Origin of the sequence: Mesorhizobium sp. 2RAF45, assembly GCF_052115225.1 — a bacterium.
GTDB classification, from domain to species: Bacteria; Pseudomonadota; Alphaproteobacteria; order Rhizobiales; family Rhizobiaceae; genus Mesorhizobium; species Mesorhizobium jarvisii.
In genome coordinates, this window is record NZ_JBFRGG010000026.1 from 21,750 (window position 1) to 39,036 (window position 17,287).

The window sequence follows — 17,287 nt, forward strand, 5'->3', positions numbered from 1 at the left end:
GTGGATTACATGGCGCAGGCTGCGAGGTCGCCGTCATGGGCGGCCTGGACCAGGCGTCGCATGGCAGTGACATCGAAGGGGCGCGGGTTGTTCTTGATCAGACGGTCGATGCCGAGCGCCTGATCGGCGGTCCAGTCGAGCTTGTCGGCGGGAAGGCCGAGGTCGGCCAGGGTCGGCGTGATGCCGATCGTCGCGAATAGCCGCCGGATTTCCCCGATGGTGGCATCCGCCATCTCCTCGGCGCTCCGCCCCTTGGCTTCGAGGCCAAGCGCGGCGCCGATCTCGGCCATCTCGGCGGCGACCACGCGGCTGTTGTAGGTCATGACGTAGGGCATCATCGTCGCCACGCCCAATCCGTGCGCGGTGTGGGTGAGGGCGCCCGCAGGATATTGCACGGCATGCGCCGCCGCCGTGCCGGCGGTGCCGAATGCGCAGCCCGCCGCCAGCGCGCCCATCATCACATCGGCGCGCGCATCGGCATCGGTGCCATCGGTGCAGGCTTTCTCCAGGCTGCGGCCCAGCAGCTCTATGGCCAGCAGGGCGAAATGGTCGGTCAGCGCGGTCTTGCCGATGAAGACATGCTGTTGCGCCAGGCTGGGGTCCTCGCCGCGCCGCTTCGCGGTGAAGGCCTCGATCGCATGGGTCAAGGCATCCGCGCCGGCTATCGCGGTCAGGGCAGGGGGGCATGTCATCGTCAGTTCGGGGTCGCACAAGGCAACCGCGGCGATCAGATAGGGGCTCGATATGCCGACCTTCAGCGTCCGGTCCGGATCGGAGATCACCGCGACGGGCGTCACTTCGGAACCGGTGCCCGCTGTCGTGGGCACGGCGATCAGCGGCAGCGTCGGGCCGGGCACCTTGAACTCCCCATAATACTCCTGAAGTGTGCCGCCGTGGCTGAGCAGCAAGTCAGCGCATTTGGCGAAATCGAGGCAGCTGCCGCCGCCGATGCCGATCACCATCTCGGGCCGGAATTTCTCCGCCTCCTCGACGCAAATGCTGACGCTGTCGCGCGGCACGTCGGGAAGCACGCGGTCATGCACCAGCACCTCGATCGAGGCGGCCTGGAGCGATTTGACGATTTCCGCGAACACCGCCGTGCCGGCGAAACGCTCGTCGGTGCAGACCAGGGCGCGCCGGCCGAACCTGCCGGCGACTGTCGGCAGCGCATGGCGCTGGCCTTTCCCGAAAAGGATTTCACGCGGAAGCCGGAGGGCGGCGAAGAGGCTCATGATGATCTTTTGTCCTTTGAAGGCGGCTGAACTGGCTAGGGTTCTCGCTGCGGATCCGCCATCTGTCCGCAACCGCGCCAGGACACCCTGTAGCACCCATGCAACGGCCCGACAGACATATCCGCTTTAAAATCGTATAGGATATAGGATTGCATCGGCTGGAGCATCGTGTTAGCAGTCCGCACTGTCAAGAGGCAAAAAAGATGCAGATCGCGAGCTCAGCCGACACGACCGAAACGACCGCCGGCGGCGGTCGCATCCAGCGCTCCAACAGCCTGGTCGAGGATGTCTACGAAGCGATCTTCGCGCAGCTGATGGCGCTCAAGATCGCGCCGGGTTCGCGCATCACTGTCGACAGCCTGGTCAAGGAATTCAACGTCTCGCACACGCCGATCCGCGAGGCGCTCGGCCGCCTCGAAGGCGAAGGCCTGGTGCTCAAGACGCACCTGATCGGCTATCGCGCGGCACCACAAATCACACGGCGCCGCTTCGACGAATTGTACGAGATGCGCCTTCTGCTTGAGCCGCATGCCGCGGCGAAAGCCGCCGCTGCCATGGATGAAGCCAAGCTCAGCATTTTGCTGGAAGCAGCCGGCGTGATGTCACGGCGCGAAGGCAAGGACGATCGCCTGCGTTATTCGAATTTCGCCCGGCAGGACGCGATCTTCCACGACAAGATCATGGAGTTTTCGCAAAACGAACTCATTCGGCAGACGTTGAGCCACCAGCATACCCACTTCCATATCTTCCGCCTGATGTATCATGCCCGCGTGACCGAGGAAGCGCTCGACGAACATGAGGCGATCCTCGCCGCATTCGGCGCGGCCGATCCCGACGCCGCCCAAAAGGCGATGCGCGTCCATATCGAGCATTCGCGCGATCGCTTGCTTCCGGCCTTCGATTGAGGTCGGACCCGATGTCCATTGCCGCCAATATCGCCGGAGAGGGAGGAAGCACGCTGCCTACTGGTGGCGTGCCGGGCGCCGTCGAACCGGTGCTGCGCGCCGAGCGCTCATTTCTGGGACCCGCCGTTCTGATCCGATCCGATTTCGAAGACAGGCGAGGCGCGATCCGCACCTCGCCCAGCCCCAACAGGAGGAAGAGCCATGCCAGGCAAGAAAATATTGATGCTGACCGGTGAGTTCACCGAAGAATACGAGATCTTCGTCTATCAGCAGGCCATGGAAGCCGTAGGCCACACGGTTCATGTAGTATGCCCCGACAAGAACGCAGGAGACCTGATCAAGACCTCGCTGCACGACTTCGAGGGCGACCAGACCTACACTGAAAAGCTCGGCCACTACGCGCTGATCAACAAGACGTTCTCAGACGCCGAAAGACAGCTCGACCAGTATCATGCCGTCTATTGCGCCGGCGGCCGCGGACCGGAATACATTCGTACCGACAAGCGCGTGCAGGCGATCGTGCGCCATTTCCACGAGACCAAAAAGCCGATCTTCACGATTTGCCACGGCGTCCAGATTCTGATCGCGGTCGATGGCGTCGTGCGCGGCAAGAAGGTCGGGGCTCTCGCGGCTTGCGAGCCGGAGGTGACGCTTGCCGGCGGCACTTACATCGACCTGTCTCCCACCGATGCCTATGTGGACGGGACGATGGTGTCCGCCAAGGGTTGGACGGCGCTTGCCGCGTTCATCCGCGAATGCTTGAAGGTGCTGGGAACCGAAATCCGCCACGCTTGACGCCAATGGCCGGCACGCCAGCGTGCCGGCCATTCCCAAGGGAAGAGCAGACGCCTTCCCTTGGGAATGGCGTCAAAACGAAGAGTTAGAGCAGGCTGCCGTTTCCGTGAAACCGTGAATGGCGCCAGGATCGGCAACGGCCGCACGGGGCGTGACAAAGGGCCGGCGTGCCGAAGCGACGAAGCCGGGGGTCAAGTCCGTCCCGGCGCTCGTGATTGACGGCGCCGTCTATCACGTCAACCACGGCGCTGACATCTCGATCCTGCGACTGGTGCCGGCGGGATATCGCTTCCCAGTGGCCTCAATTCCGGCGCTGTTTTTGCCGGTATCAGCATTCACAACAGCACAGACTTTTCCGCCGCCAATTTTGGCGCCACTGCGTTTAACCAGTCTCCGCCGTCGGGCTTCTCTGCATGGGGGTAGCTTCAGACCACTCCGGGGTGAAGGATCTGGCCAATGTCGACAGTTGGCGGTCGCGGCTGATCGTGCCCTGTTCCTTTGAGCAATACACTGCCGGCCACCGCGGCAAGGATGGCAAGGCTCGCCAGCACAATGCCAAGCCGATCGCTTTTTGGCGCAGCTTTCACAGCGTGAATCAAGTCTTCGAACGTGTCATCCATCAGCGGATGCTAAACGAGGATCACGCAATAGACCGTTAGCGGCTAAAGCAGAATGCCCAGCGCCGGCTGAAGAAACAGATGGCAGCCAACCGAAGCAATCTCGGCAGTCAGGAAACCGAAGCGCCAGAACAGCCATGCCCAAATGACGCCTGGGACGACGTAGCGCAAAGCCTCGTAGGTGAGCACCAGCGGCGATATCGGGCCCGGTAAGAACGCCGTCACGTTCATCCCAATGTTGAGCGCCTGGGTTGCGACCATGACGGCTAGGATGGCGATCGGTGCCATCTCCCTTGCTCCTACCCTCGTCAGCTTCGAAAGCAGGCAAAGGGCGGTCGCGAATACGAACAGGCGATAGATCACATTCTCGTTGAACGCGCGGAGCATGAAATAGGCAAAGCGCTCACCCAGCGGCATTTGCTCGAAAAATTGCGCATAGGATTCCGGGACAACGCTTCGAAATAGATAGCAGTCGATGCAGACTACATAGCCGGCAACCAGGATCGCACCAATCGCCCCGATCAATGCTGATCGAGCCGATGCGGTCAGACGTAGGCCGACTTGGCTCGCTGACCAAGCGCCGATCATCACGAGGGCGGCCATAAGCATGACGCGTAGAACTGGAGATCCGAACGTGACGGCGACGAAGCCAACGTCGAATGGCGCAATAGCCGCGATGACCAGGCTGACGGTCAAGATGATCGCGAGCGGCAGATTGAGCCGCTGCCCTGCGATCCCCCCATCGATCAGGATGGCTGACCCCTGTTGCTGGACTTGGCCCACAGTCCCACTCTCCCCGCCGGAAGAATGCTTTCATTGGCGAAAAGAGTCCAGAGAGCGTTAGTTGGGGCTAATGTGACTACAGCCGGAGATCACCACGGCCGGAACATTCTTCGCCGGGTGAAGTTTCGAATCTGCCTTGGTTTTGATCCCCGTGGGCCAAGGCCGGAGGCTGCCTCCATCAGCTTCCTCAGCCCGCCTCGGACGGGGGCAAAACTGTCTGGGGCGGGCTTCGTTGAGCCTTGCCTATAAGCGGAGACTTATGCAATTTACGCGGCGTACTCACGGCAAGGGCGCGCGGCATGCTGGCTCGGACCGATCACCATCCCTGCGACATCTATGCCATCGCTCGCACATGCGGCGCCAGCGCGGCAATGTCCGCCGGTAGGCGCTTTCGGAACCAGTACACCCCAGTCTTACGATGTTTGACAGGACGGCCCATAGCAAGGACCATGTGTAACACCCGTGTGTAGCACTCGGGCAGGCCTAAGCATATAATTTTGCTAGTTTTTCAGCTGCGTCAACACCTTACAAAGGAAATGGTGCCAGAGGCGGAATCGAACTTTCGGTTATCTATTTGAATTTATTCTTAGATCTTCAGTGTGGGTAATGGTCGATACCCGCAGAATTACCCAATCCAAAATCATACCGGTGGTTCGGTTCCGTTTTCCACAGAAAATTGCATTGCATGATGCGATAGATGCTGTCATTTCGCCGCCGCCCGCAACCGGACTTATCGGATTTCATCACCTTCTCGCCTTGGACTCCAAGATGCAGGATTCTCTACCCATCGATTGATTTCCGACTCTCGCCACCCTGCACCGTTTACGCTGATTTTGATTTGGGGTGGAAAGGTGCCGTCGGCAATCTTGCGATAGATGGTTGAGCGGGAGAGCCCGGTCCGGGCAAGGACGGTTCTGAGGCGGATGATGCGGTCGGGTTCCGGCATGGCTGGCCTGCTTTCCGCTGGTTGCTTCTGATACCTGATGAACCCAACAGAACCGGCAGCTACGGGCGTGCAAGAGGGATCGTCGCGGCGTCGTAAGGTGACGTGGAAACGGCCGCAAATCGGATGGATCAGAGTCCGATGCCGCGTCCCCGTCCCAGACCGATGCCGTGGTTGAAGGCGAGTTCCACGCCAAGGCTGCGGCCAGATTCGACTTGGATGCCAAGCGCGTTCTTATGACTGACAAGAAGGGATTCCAGTTGAGGATCGCGTTCGAGGCTTTTGGCCATGTCGGACATGGCCGAGCGCGTGGACTTGTAGCCAGACATGTCGCCGGCCTGATATTGGCGCTGGCTCGTGCGCTCGAGCTTTTGCCAGCGTTCCACGAAACGGTCGGCGCGTCGGTCCGGGTCGGTATCCAGTCCGGTGCGGATTTCCGTCTCAAGCTGAAGAGCAAGCACGATGCGGTTGACGCGGCCGGTCGCCGCCTCACGGACAAGCTCGGGGTTCTTAACATAGGCCGCTTCGGCATCGCGCCAACCGTGCGGGCGAACCTTCTCGAAAGCGCTGCGAGCATCCCTCAATTCGCGCATCTGCTCGGGACTGCCCTGTCCGTCCGCATTTCCGCTGTGGAGGATGGTGTCTAGCGCACGCGCGTGACGCACCAGCGCCTTCGTGCGATCTCTGCGCAACGCCGCTTCCGGGCCCGCTGGCACACCCATTTCGCGCTGGGTTCGCCTGGCGGAAACGTCTGTATCAGGCGTAGGGCCAGCATCCGCGATTTGCGCGCCAAGATCTTCCCTTCCAGGCCTGCGCCCACGGTCCTGGCCGGGCTCTGCGTCTCCGGGCGAGCGCAACCCGTCCAGCAGCCCGCCGATCCTGTCGCGCAGCTTCTCCGGAACCATCCGGCGCACGATCTCGACCACTCGCTCGCGGAAAGTGATCCCCCGCCGCTCGGCATAGTTCCGCGCCGGGTCGACCTGCCCGTAATCCGAGGCCATGTCCTTGGCGCGGTCGCGTGACAGCGCTCGGTCCAGCCGGTCCCGCGTACCGAAGTCATCGCCGCCGTAATGCAGGTCCATCCCGTCTCTATGCCGCGACAGTGCGACGTAGCTGCCATGCGCATCCATGCCCGGCGTAGCGAGCACATGAGTCCGGTCAACCGTCATGCCCTGCGCCTTGTGAATGGTCGCGGCATAACCGTGGTCGATGTGGGCATAGTCTTTCAGGTCAAAGCGGACCGACCTGTCGTCATCGGTGCGCACGGTCATGCTCTGTGTGCTGACTTCTTCCACGATGCCGAGCGTGCCGTTCTTGACGCCAAGCCCGTGCTCGTTGCGTAGGAACATCAGGCGGTCGCCGCCTGCAAAATTTCTTGCACCGCGTTCTACATTCACCTGAACATCATCGCCAAGATCGCCGGCCGCGCGCATGCGCTCGCGCGCTGCCTGGTTCAGCGCGCGCACCTCGTCGTTTGTGTGGGTGAGAATGATCCGGCTCGCCTGTGGCTGCGCCTGCCTGTCGCGGCCCCAGCGCTCGACCAGATCGCTGCGCGCCTCGTCGCGCGTCGCAGCTTGGTGCACCATGCCTTGCGCGTCATAGGCGCTGATCGCAGCACCGATCTTGGCCGTCGCCAGATCACGCGTGGCGTCACGCTGCCAGTCCTCGCGCTGTCGGCGCACCTGGCCGATTTCGACGCCGCCGTGGCGCTCGTGATCGAGCGGAATGCGGCGCCGGCTTCGATCGCCTGCAACTGCTGCGGATCGCCAACAAGGACGACTTTTGCGCCAGCGCCCGCCGCATGGGAGAGCACGCGCTCCAACTGGCGCGTGCCGACCATGCCGGCCTCGTCGATCACCAGGACATCACGCGCGGTGAGCAGATCGCGCCCCTGTCCCCAGCCATGTTCCATACTGGCAATGGTGCGCGACGGGATGCTTGATCCGCTTTCGAGATTCTCGGCCGCAATGCCGGAGAGTGCCGCGCCGCGAACCTCATAGCCTGCTGCTGCCCATGCCTGGCGTGCAACACCCAGCACCGCGCTCTTGCCCGTTCCGGCAAAACCGACGACGACACCAAGACCACGACCATCGGTGATGTGCGCAAGCGCATCGCTTTGCTCGCCCGAAAGGATAAGCCCGCGTTGCGCAGCCCGCGCCAGCGCTGCCTCGCGGTGTGCGTCGCTCACCGCATGACCTTCGTGTCCGGCCATGCGTTCCGCCGCGCGATGCAGGCGCTGTTCGGTCTCGATCATCTGCCGCGTGGTGAAGCGATCTTCGCCGCGTCCGTCCTTGCCGAGCTCGACCAGATCGGGCGCGTTGGTGATGGCTGCCATCACCGCGTTGAACTGCTCCATTCCGTCGCTGTGCCGATGCGAGAACTTCGCAATGTCCTTTCGGGTGAAGGTCGATTGCTGATGCGTGATGGCATCCAGCGCCACGGATGCGTCTGCAATGATGCGCGCGCCATTGTTGCGCGCGATCTCGCGATGCAGTTCGGCGCGATCTGCTTCAATGCCGACGGCGTCAAGGCCGCTGCCCTCAATGCGTTGCGCCGGTGCACCAATCTGGGTTTGCGGCTCCAGGGCAATGCCCTGCGCTTCCAGACTGCGATGATCGATGCGCGCGTCGATGTCGAGTTCAGCTAGGCGCTCATTGGCAAGCTCGGCCCAGCGCTCACGCCAGCGCTCGACCAGCTCGGTGCTGTTCCAGTCTCGCACTTTCGGACCAAAACCGTTCTCGTCCACCGACCGCATGGTGAGCATGACATGGGCATGCGGCTTGGGACTGCCATCCTCTGCCCTGTCCCAATGCACATTGAGGTCGGCGACCATGCCCCGGCTGACGAACTCAGCCTGAACAAAGTCGCGCGCCAGTTCGATGCCTTGCGCCTGGCTCAGTTCGCGCGGCAGAGCAAACTCCACCTCGCGCGTAAGCTGTGCATCCTTCCTCACCTCGAAAGCTTCGACATCGTTCCACAGCCTCTCGCGGTCGCTCCAGGCTTCTGGCGCACCCTCCGGCAGCATCACCTCGGAATGGACAACACCGCGCTTGCCAGAAAAATCATGGCTGCGTTCGATCCGCTCATCACGCAGCCGCGAAGCCGAGCGGTAGGCGGCAGAGGCCACGGCGCTTGAGCCTGCCTTGCGGCCAATGACCTTGACGTGAAGATGATAGATCGCCATCGCGACAGGATCATTTGCACGGCAAAGCGCACGTCGGCACGACGTATAAGCGCGCCCTCCCTCGAAAAATTCTCGGGATGGACCAGCCCGTCCCCGCCTGTCTCGGCAACCCTGAAGCCTTCCGGCGGACGCCCCGATATCATCCTGCGATCGACAACCGATGGAGATAGCCAATGTCGAGCCAGTTGATCGAGAGCCTGATTGATGCCTGCGCGCAGCAGCCGGCGAGCATCCCTCAAATGCATCGATTTTGCTGGCGCAGCGCCTCGGCGTAGGCCCTCTTTACTATGGCTGTCAAAAGAATCCCCACGGATAGCGTGGCAACCACGTATGATATATAACGATCGTCTAATTTGACCGCTTATCCCGGGGGGGAGCCAATTTTGGGGATGTCCAGTTCTACAGGCAGAAAGGTGCTATCGAGAAGCGTGGTCGAAATGGGCCTCTTCTCCGCGGTGATGAACACGCTCGTGCTGATCCTGCCTCTCTACATGCTGCAGGTCTATGATCGAGTTTTGCCGGCCGCCAACCTGGATACTCTCACCTATCTCACCTTGCTGGCGCTTGCGTCGCTTTTGCTTTTCGGCGTCCTCGAAGTCGTACGGGGTGTTTATGCGAGCCGACTCGCCGCACGCCTGGATGTCTCTTTGGGTGCATCGTCTTTTCTCGCCGCAATGAGTGGCCCACGCGCTGGACTCGGCGATGTTCAAGCCCTGCGTGACCTGGCCACACTGCGGGGATTTATCGCCTCGCGGACCATCTTCTTTCTCTTCGATCTTCCTTTTGGGCCTATTTTCGTGGGCCTCCTCTATTTCATCCACCCGTTGCTGTTTCTTGTAACGGTCGTCGGGGCGGTTCTCATGGTATCTGTTGCCGTGCTGAACCAAGTCGCGAGTTCGCGGCCTGGCAAAGAGGCGGCGGAGAATCTTGGAGCCGCAATGAATTCGGCGCAGGCCTTCGCGAGAAACTTCGAAACGGTCCGCGCACTCGGCATGGTGTCCAATGCGATCGAGTTCTGGGGCACGCGTTTTTCCGGCTCTCTGCATGCCTCCGATAGGCTCGCTCGCACTAACGCATTCTATGGTGGTGTCTCTCGTACCACACGATCGGTACTGCAAATCGCGATATTGGGCGTCGGCGCTTATCTGGTCCTGCACAACGAGATGACCGCCGGTATGATATTTGCGTCCTCGATGATTTCCGCGCGTGCCCTGCAGCCTCTCGATCAGATCGTTGGCAGTTGGCGGCAGATCATCGACGCCAATCTTGCGTGGAAGCGGCTTTCAGCTGTCCAATCGAGGTCCGGACCAAAGGAAAATGTCGCATTGCCAACGCCCCAAGGAGCGTTGAGCGCGGATCAGTTAGTCTATCATCTTCCAGGTTCGGCCGACGGCTCGCTGCCGCTCATAAAGCGGGTGACCTTTGAAGTCCCCGCTGGCGAAACAGTCGCGATCGTCGGGCCAAGCCAAGCTGGAAAATCAACTCTGGCGCGTCTCATAGTTGGTGCCATTGAGCCTCGCTCGGGGGTGATCCGCATCGATGGCGGCGATATTCGAAACTGGGATCCGGAGGAGCTCGGCCGCCATATTGGCTATCTTCCGCAGGATGTAGAACTTTTCCCAGGAACCATCGGCCAGAACATAGCGCGTTTCGAGCCGGATGCGCCTGACGGGAAATTGGTTCAAGCAGCTCAACAGGCGCAGGTGCATGAGCTCATCTTGGGTCAGAGGGATGGATATTCGACGTTGATCGGCCCGACCGGCGTTCGCCTCTCGGGTGGCGAGCGTCAGCGCATTGGCCTTGCGCGCGCCTTTTACGGCGATCCCAAGCTATTGGTTCTCGACGAGCCCAATGCAAATCTCGATTCCGACGGCGAAGCCGCGCTGGAGCGGGCGATCATCCAGGCCCGTTCACGAAAAACGACCGTGCTCGTCATCACGCACCGACCCTCCCTCGCTTCCAAATGCGATCGCATCCTCATGCTGCGAAATGGACAGGTCGAGATTTACGGCGTGACCAAGGACGTGCTCGACCAACTTGCCCAGCGACGGGGCCAAGCGGCAGCGGCGGCGGCCGCTCAGTCGCATGACAATGAAGGAGTGGTGCCTTTCCCGTCACCTGCTCGCGTTGACATAAAGGTCGCCAATGATGGTTCCTAGCCAAACCGTCCAAGCGAATGCCAAGGTGTATCGCTGGCAGCGCAATGTCGACACACGCACAGATCGGATCACCTTGGCCGGCTATGGAAGCGTGGCTGTGTTCGTGCTCGGCTTCGGGTTCTGGGCGGCCACCGCACCAATCGGGGGAGCGACGATCGCGCCGGGTGTCGTGGCTGCAGCTGGGCAAAATGTCATGATCCAGCACCTCGAAGGAGGCGTGGTCAGCAGCATCAAGGTCCGGGAGGGCGACAGGGTCTCAAGAGGCCAGGCCCTGATCGTGCTTGATCCGACCGTCGCGCAATCTCAACTGAACCGCGTTCTGAAGCAGTGGGTTGCACAAAAAGCCGAAATTTCGCGGCTCGAAGCAGAGCGGGACGGACTTGAGAAAATTGTCTTATCCAGTGACCTCGGCGCGTACTCGGGGGCTTCCGAATATAGCGATGTCTTCGGAGAGCAAAGCAAGGAATTTGAGGCGCGGCTGGCGCGTTATGCCGCAGAACAGGGTATTCTGAAGCAACGGGTAGCAGCACTTCAGGATGCCGTTGTTGGCCTCAAGGCTCAAAAGGAGGCCGCGGAAAACCAGCTCGCAATCGTCAATGCGGAAACGGAACGCAAAAAGCGTCTGCTGGAAAGAGGACTGACAAATCGTTCGGAATACACGGATCTGCTACGCAGCACCGCCGACTTGGTAGGCCAGGCAGGGTCTCTAGAGGCGCAGATCGCCAGTTCTACAACCCAGACCGTGGAAGCGCGTCAACAGATTGAACGGCTAACAACCAGCCGAGTCGAGGATGCCGTGACCGAGATGAACAAAGCACGGGCACAGGTCGCGGACCTCGAGGAACAAATCAACGCCGCTCGATCGGTCCTCGACCGGACGACCATCCGGGCGCCGGTCGACGGCATCGTCGTTCGATCCCTCTACAATTCTCAAGGCAGCGTCATCAGAGCGGGAGAGGTTGCGATGGAACTCCTGCCGACCACGAACGAACTCATCGTCGAGGCCAGGATAAAGCCTGAAGACATCGACTCGATCCGGGTGGGGCAGGATGCCAACATGATGTTTACGGCGCTAAATGCGCGCACCACGCCAAAAGTACCCGGAAAGGTGTTCTACATCTCGGCAGATCGGCTGATTACCCCCAGCACGGGGCTGCCTTATTTCACCGTCCGGCTGAAAATGGCCGACAAGCTGCCGCCGGAGGTCAAGCCCGAGCAGATCTATCCGGGCATGCCGGTCGAGACATTCATCTCAACGGGCGAGCGGACGTTTCTGGCCTATCTCACCAAGCCACTGGTCGACTCGTTCCAGCGGGCATTTCGCGAGAAATAGGCCCGCCCTACGTCTGGAATATTCGAAATTCAGATATGAAGCGGGCGCCGCGTTTGATCCGGCGCCCGCTTCAGATTGGTCCTTACGGCCGTTCAACGGTCAGACGAAGTGGAATTCGTCCGCCGGATGATAGCCAACCACGGTCCGGCCAGTGCCATCGTCGGCTACCGTGAAGCTGTCCGCATCGTACGTGCCGATGATGTGGAGCGTGGCATCATGGGTGCCGTCCGAAACGGTCAACGTGCCCCCGCGTCCATCCTGGTTTGCCTCATAGACAGCGGATGTCCCGGTCCCGTACCAGATATCTCCGAGGTCTACTTTGTCATCATTGGTGATGCCGGCGATGCTGCCGCTGAAATCGAATGAATCGTCCAGCCGCAATGTGCCAGCTGCATCCGTCCCGAAAATGACGTGTGCGGAAGAGGCGGCGTGAAACTCCACCTTCGACAGATTGCCGACGATGGCGTCGCCCTCGCCGGTGACCTGGCCGTTGATTGTGATGTTGCCGCCATTGGCCCAGATCAGCCCGGAATTGGCGAGCGTGCCGGTGATCGTCAGGCCACCCGATCCAGTAGCCTCCAGCGTTCCAGAGTTGGCGACGGTGCTGCCGCCCGTGTCGATAACCAGCGCATGCGTGCCGGTGGCGATGATTGTCCCCTGATTGTTCAGGCCCAGCAGTCCGCCGCCCAATTGGCCGGCGCCGGAGATGATGTTGTCGATATTGGTCAGGGTGACATCGGCTGCGGTGCCGGAGATCACGTTCGCATCACTGTCGGAAAGGACGATCTGTCCACCGCCCTGCAGTGTTATGCCGTGCTGGATGAGCTGCAGCAGCGTATCGCTGCCGGTCGAGTCGAGCGAGATGAGCCCGGAATTGTTGACCGTGCCGCTCAGCGGCAGCAATGCGCCGTCGCCGATCGTCATGGTTCCGGCATTGTTGACCACCGGCGTCTGGTCGAAGACGAAATTGCCGGCACTGAGGGCTGAGGAATGCACGCCTTCCAGCGTGATCGATTGCCCGTCGCCGAGCGTGATCACCGCGTTGCCGCTGGCGTCGTCAGCGGTATGCGCCTGGACGTCCGCAAAGCTCTGGAAGCCGGAATAGCCGATGAGATCGACCTTGTCCGCCGTTGCGTCGAAGCTGTGCACGGTGTCGTTGCCGATCGGCTGCGAAAAGACGAACAGGTCGTTGCCGCTCGAGGCGGTAAGAACGTCGTCGCCCGACCAGGCAAAGATCGGCGAACCCGGCGCGTAGGCCTCGACATTGTCGGCGAACCGCAGAGTTGCCGTCGAGCCATCGGCCTGCACGAAATCAACGGTCACATCCAGATGCAGCGCGCCAACATGTTCGACTGGCGAAGTCACTGTCAGCTTGCTGATGTCCGCTGTCGTGACTTTCCAGCTGCCATCAGCCTGCTGCGTTCCGCCATTGAGAACCCAGCCGTCAGGGACATTGGTGATGGTAACCGTGGCGGTTTGGCCCTGAAATTCGGCCGGCGCCGTCAAGGCCAGATTGATGGCCTCTCCCGCTACACCCGCAGGGGCAAGTGCCGTTCCAAACGCGAAATCCGCGGCATTGAAGGCGGTGATACTTGCAAGAGTGGTCAAGTTATCCAGATCTGCGACGAGGATCGCACCACCTGCGGCAGCCGGATTTGCATCGTAGTAGACTTGGGCATGACCTACGGTTGAATTGAAGAACACGAACAGGGCACCGGTGGTGATGTTGGTATAACCATCGATCGTTGACTGAACGGTTGCTGTGGTTACGGAGGCATCTGTTTTGATGCCGACTTCAGTATTAGCCACATTTATTGTTGAATTGTTTCCGCTTTTTACGTTTTCAACGTTTGTATCGAGATCACCGATTGCGAACCGACTGGCGGTAACGGTAAATTCCAGTTTGTCACCGCTCGTGTTGAAGTCCGTAATGTGGTCGCCGGCGTCACCAGTCGCTAGATAGGCGAACGTATCGTTTCCGGCTCCACCCGTCAGCGTATCCGCACCACCGTTCCCCACAATCCTGTCGACACCATTTCCGCCGGAGATCGTGTCGCTGCCCGCGCCACCCTTTAACGTGTCAGCTTGGGCGCTACCGACGATGACGAACGATCCCGACGTCACGGCGCTTGCGTCGACCGTGAAACCCGCAGCGTGGCTGCCGGTGAGCGCGGACCCGTCGACCGTCAGCGTGCCGTTATTGTTGAACGACGAGTCGAAGACGGCGGTAATGGTCGGATCGGATCCTGTCGTATCACTCCGGATGAATTGCAGAGTTTCGAAGTTGGTGAGACCGATATCCGAGTGTGCTCCGTCTCCAAACGTATAAGTCTGGGTTATGTTTTTGGCGGTATCGATTGTGAGTGTGTCTGTACCCGTGCCGCCTGTGATAACATCACCGTTGGTGGCTGTAGTATTTGTTCCTGTTATTGTGTTTGTACCAGAAGCAAAGAACACTGTGTCGGTTCCAGTCGTCAGCGTGGACGAGCTCGGGCTGACCACGGATATTGAAACGACGTCGGTGTCCGTGAGCGTCCCGCCGGATCCGCTATTGCCGTTGTCACTGGTCGTCATTGTTAGCGTGGCGCTCCCGACGAAGTTGTTCGTCGGGACATAAGTAACAGTGGCGCCCAGCGTCGAGTCGATCGCGGTCTGGCTTCCTGTGAGGGTCACAGTGCCGGTACCGTTACCGCTAATAGCAGCTGATCCGCCCGAGACAGTCAGCGTACCATGGGTCACTGCCAGAGTGACGGTCATGCTCGCCGTGCCAGCATCGACATCGGAGATGTTGAGACCAGTAATCGCCTTGCTGACATTTACGTTCGTTGTTTGCGCTCCGGGCACGGTATTCACCGGCGCGTCATTCACCGCATTGATGATGACGACGACGCTGTCGGTATCGGAGAGTGCGCCATCGGACGTGATGATTTGGATCGCCGCCGCTCCGTTGAAGTTTGGATTGGCTAGGAAGCTCAGTCCATTCAAGGCGGCGTTGATGTTCGCGTCCGTGCCGCTGAACGTCATGGTGCCGTCAGCGGTGCCGTCACCGACCGTGAACGACAGTCCAGACGTGCCGTTCAGCGTGATCGCGCCGTTGGGTACCGACAGCGTCACCGTGTGGGTGGTGTTGTCCGGATCGAAGATGCTGATCTGGTTGCCGTTGGCCGAGCTGAAGACCTTCGCAGTGTCTTCGTTCGTCGTCTGCGTCCCAGGCACCGTATTCACCGGTGCGTCGTTGGCGCCGTTGATGGTGACGGTGAGCACCGCCGTGTCGGTCAGGCTGCCGTCGCTGACGGTGTAGTTGAAGCTGTCGGTGGTCGAACCGCCGGTATTGAGCGCCTGAACCGTGGCATCATTTTCGTTGACCACATAGGTGTAGCTGCCGTTGCTCTGGAGCGTCAGCGTGCCGTGCGCGCCGACCAGTCCGGACCCGACCGTGCCTGCCATGCCGGCGCCTTCGGTGCCGCCGGTGCGGATGGCGCTAACCGTCAGGCCGGCGCTGTCGACATCGGTGTCGTTGGTGATGACGTTGCCGGTGGCGTTCGCACCGCCCGAGGCGTTGGCCGTGCCGCCCTTCTCGGTCGCCGAGCCTGTATCGTTCACGCCGATCGGCGCGTCGTTCACACCGTTGATGGTGACATTGAGAGCGGTGCTGGCCGAGGCAGTGCCATCGCTGGTCGTGACTGTGAAGTTGTCCGACGTGGCCGTCGTCGCCGCGTTGATGGCGCTGTTATTCTCCTGATAGGTATACTGGCCGGTCGAGCTGTTCACGTAGAGCGTGCCGAAGCTCCCTACCTTGGAGACATCGTAGGTCACCCCGCCGATGATGGTGCTGCCACCGGTCATCCCGCTGTTGATGCCGTAGCTCAGCGTGTCCAAGTCCCGGTCCGAGCCGAACAACGTCCCCGACGATGCACTGAACGTGTCGGCGCCGGCGGTATCATTGTAGGTTGGGCCAGTCACCGCCGCGAGCGTCGGCGTATCGTTCACACCATCGATGTTAATGGTAAGGGTTTGGGTAGCTGATGCCCCCGAACCGTCCGTCACCGTGAACTCGAAGAATAGAGATTCGCTGGTCTTCTGACTCTCGAGACGCGAGTCGTCCGGAACGAAGGTGTAGGCACCCGTCTGGCTGTTGAGGTACAGCGGTCCGTAGAAAGAGGGCTTGATGATGTCGTAGTCCACTCCGTTGACCGTGTGGGCCTCCGGAATGCCACTGCTGATCGAGTAGACCTTCGTGTCGCCTGCGTCCGGATCTTGGCTGCTCAAAGTGCCGCTGATCGGGGCGAACGTGTCGTCAGCCGCTGTGTCTGTATAGGTCTGGTTCGCTATCGGAGCCAGCGTCGGTCCATCGTTGGTGCCGGTGATGGTGAAGGTGAGGTTCTGGGGCGCCGAATCGGCGACGTGGACCGCATAGGTGACGGTAAGCTGGTCGCCGGCCTTGAGGAAGTCGAGGTTGGCGGCGGTCGGGTCCCAGGTCCAGCTCATCTGGGTGGCGCCGCCGGTCGAGAAGATGCCGACGCCGAAGTTGAAGCTGAGATGATCGAGCGCCGCCGTCAGGGCAGCCGCATTGACGCCGGCCGGCAAAGCGCCGCCGTTGAGGGCAACGGTCGGCGAGCCGGCAAATCCGTTGAGGCCGTCGCCGATGTCGACATCGGTGATGGCGAGCGCTCCATGGATCGCGGCAATGTCCTGTGCCGATGAATTGCCGGCCGATTCCGCCACCGTCGTCGAAACCGCAGTGCTGTTGACCGACGTCAGCAGGGTCTGGTCGTTAGTGCCGGTGATGGTAAATGTGAGGTTTTGGGGCACTGAATCGGCGACGTGGATCGCGTAGGTGACGGTGAGCTGGTCGCCGGCCTTGAGGAAGTCGAGGTTGGCCGCGGTCGGGTCCCAGGTCCAACTGATGTTCTGGGTGGCCTCACCGTTGGAAACGACGCTGACGCCGAAGCTGAGATGATTGAGGGCCGCGGTCAGGGAAGCGGCATCGACGCCGGCCGGCAAAGCGCCGCCATTGAGGGCAACGGTCGGCGAGCCAGCGGATGCGGCGAGACTGTCGCCGATGTCGACATCGCTGAAGGCGAGCGACCCGTTGATCGCGGCAATGTCCTGTGCCGATGAATTGCCGGCCGATTCCGCCACCGTCGTGGAAATCGCAGTGCTGTTGACCGAGGTGAGCAGCGTCTGGTCGTTGGTGCCGGTGATGGTGACGTCGATCTGCTTGGTGATCAGGCCGCCATTGCCGTCGTCGAGCGTGATGGTGAAGCTCTCGACCTTGGTCTGGTCCTTGGCGAGATACTCGACGGCGGAATCGGCAACCGTGTAGGTCCAGGTGA

The 17,287-nt window shown here is 60.9% G+C and carries 10 protein-coding genes and 1 pseudogene; 5 read left to right on the forward strand and 6 right to left on the reverse strand.

Translation table 11 applies throughout. The features are described 5' to 3' along the window. Window positions 1–5: 5 nt before the first annotated feature. Window positions 6–1,232, reverse strand: a complete 1,227-nt coding sequence (locus tag AB4Z43_RS33105) for an iron-containing alcohol dehydrogenase (RefSeq protein WP_038644520.1) — start codon at window positions 1,230–1,232, stop codon at window positions 6–8. Window positions 1,233–1,435: 203 nt separating this feature from the next. Here AB4Z43_RS33105 and AB4Z43_RS33110 point away from each other — a divergent pair, with 203 nt between their 5' ends. The 3 genes from AB4Z43_RS33110 to AB4Z43_RS33120 are packed head-to-tail and all read left to right on the forward strand — an operon-like array spanning window position 1,436 to window position 2,932. Beyond that, a complete protein-coding gene (locus AB4Z43_RS33110) occupies window positions 1,436–2,137 on the forward strand; it encodes a GntR family transcriptional regulator (RefSeq protein ID WP_441940928.1) in 702 nt (233 codons plus the stop codon). Between the two features lie 11 nt (window positions 2,138–2,148). Continuing rightward, the gene (locus AB4Z43_RS33115) at window positions 2,149–2,373 is read left to right on the forward strand and encodes a hypothetical protein (protein WP_441940930.1); all 225 of its coding nucleotides are present in this window, start codon (window positions 2,149–2,151) and stop codon (window positions 2,371–2,373) included. Continuing rightward, window positions 2,339–2,932, forward strand: coding sequence for a DJ-1/PfpI family protein (locus AB4Z43_RS33120; RefSeq protein ID WP_019863196.1), 594 nt, complete (start codon window positions 2,339–2,341; stop codon window positions 2,930–2,932). The genes AB4Z43_RS33115 and AB4Z43_RS33120 overlap by 35 nt, the downstream gene beginning before the upstream one ends. A 425-nt stretch (window positions 2,933–3,357) precedes the next feature. Here AB4Z43_RS33120 and AB4Z43_RS33125 read toward each other — a convergent pair whose 3' ends face one another. From AB4Z43_RS33125 to traA, 4 genes and pseudogenes are all read right to left on the reverse strand, one after another. Then, window positions 3,358–3,552 (reverse strand): hypothetical protein, encoded by a 195-nt coding sequence (locus AB4Z43_RS33125; protein WP_167470462.1) that lies wholly within the window; start codon window positions 3,550–3,552, stop codon window positions 3,358–3,360. A gap of 42 nt (window positions 3,553–3,594) precedes the next feature. Further along, window positions 3,595–4,332 (reverse strand): hypothetical protein, encoded by a 738-nt coding sequence (locus AB4Z43_RS33130; RefSeq protein ID WP_019863198.1) that lies wholly within the window; start codon window positions 4,330–4,332, stop codon window positions 3,595–3,597. 730 nt (window positions 4,333–5,062) lie between these two features. Next, window positions 5,063–5,278 (reverse strand): helix-turn-helix transcriptional regulator, encoded by a 216-nt coding sequence (locus AB4Z43_RS33135; RefSeq protein WP_441940932.1) that lies wholly within the window; start codon window positions 5,276–5,278, stop codon window positions 5,063–5,065. Window positions 5,279–5,406: 128 nt separating this feature from the next. Then, window positions 5,407–8,459, reverse strand: a pseudogene (traA, locus tag AB4Z43_RS33140) (Ti-type conjugative transfer relaxase TraA). A gap of 389 nt (window positions 8,460–8,848) precedes the next feature. On the opposite strand from traA, the gene AB4Z43_RS33145 reads away from it, so the two are divergent. Continuing rightward, on the forward strand, window positions 8,849–10,618 hold the full coding sequence (locus AB4Z43_RS33145) for a type I secretion system permease/ATPase (RefSeq protein WP_441940934.1): 1,770 nt from the start codon (window positions 8,849–8,851) through the stop codon (window positions 10,616–10,618). Continuing rightward, a complete protein-coding gene (locus AB4Z43_RS33150; RefSeq protein WP_441940936.1) occupies window positions 10,605–11,951 on the forward strand; it encodes an HlyD family type I secretion periplasmic adaptor subunit in 1,347 nt (448 codons plus the stop codon). The genes AB4Z43_RS33145 and AB4Z43_RS33150 overlap by 14 nt, the downstream gene beginning before the upstream one ends. Window positions 11,952–12,050: 99 nt before the next feature. On the opposite strand, the gene AB4Z43_RS33155 is transcribed toward AB4Z43_RS33150, so the two are convergent. Further along, on the reverse strand, window positions 12,051–17,287 hold a 5,237-nt coding region (locus AB4Z43_RS33155), incomplete at its 5' end, for a beta strand repeat-containing protein (protein ID WP_441940938.1).

Excerpts from the sequence above, each read along its gene's own strand:
- AB4Z43_RS33105 (WP_038644520.1), bottom strand. The coding sequence starts at position 1,232 with ATGAGCCTCTTCGCCGCCCTCCGGCTTCCGCGTGAAATCCTTTTCGGG.
- AB4Z43_RS33110 (WP_441940928.1), top strand. The coding sequence starts at position 1,436 with ATGCAGATCGCGAGCTCAGCCGACACGACCGAAACGACCGCCGGCGGC.
- AB4Z43_RS33115 (WP_441940930.1), top strand. The coding sequence starts at position 2,149 with ATGTCCATTGCCGCCAATATCGCCGGAGAGGGAGGAAGCACGCTGCCT.
- AB4Z43_RS33120 (WP_019863196.1), top strand. The coding sequence starts at position 2,339 with ATGCCAGGCAAGAAAATATTGATGCTGACCGGTGAGTTCACCGAAGAA.
- AB4Z43_RS33125 (WP_167470462.1), bottom strand. The coding sequence starts at position 3,552 with ATGGATGACACGTTCGAAGACTTGATTCACGCTGTGAAAGCTGCGCCA.
- AB4Z43_RS33135 (WP_441940932.1), bottom strand. The coding sequence starts at position 5,278 with ATGCCGGAACCCGACCGCATCATCCGCCTCAGAACCGTCCTTGCCCGG.
- AB4Z43_RS33145 (WP_441940934.1), top strand. The coding sequence starts at position 8,849 with ATGTCCAGTTCTACAGGCAGAAAGGTGCTATCGAGAAGCGTGGTCGAA.
- AB4Z43_RS33150 (WP_441940936.1), top strand. The coding sequence starts at position 10,605 with ATGATGGTTCCTAGCCAAACCGTCCAAGCGAATGCCAAGGTGTATCGC.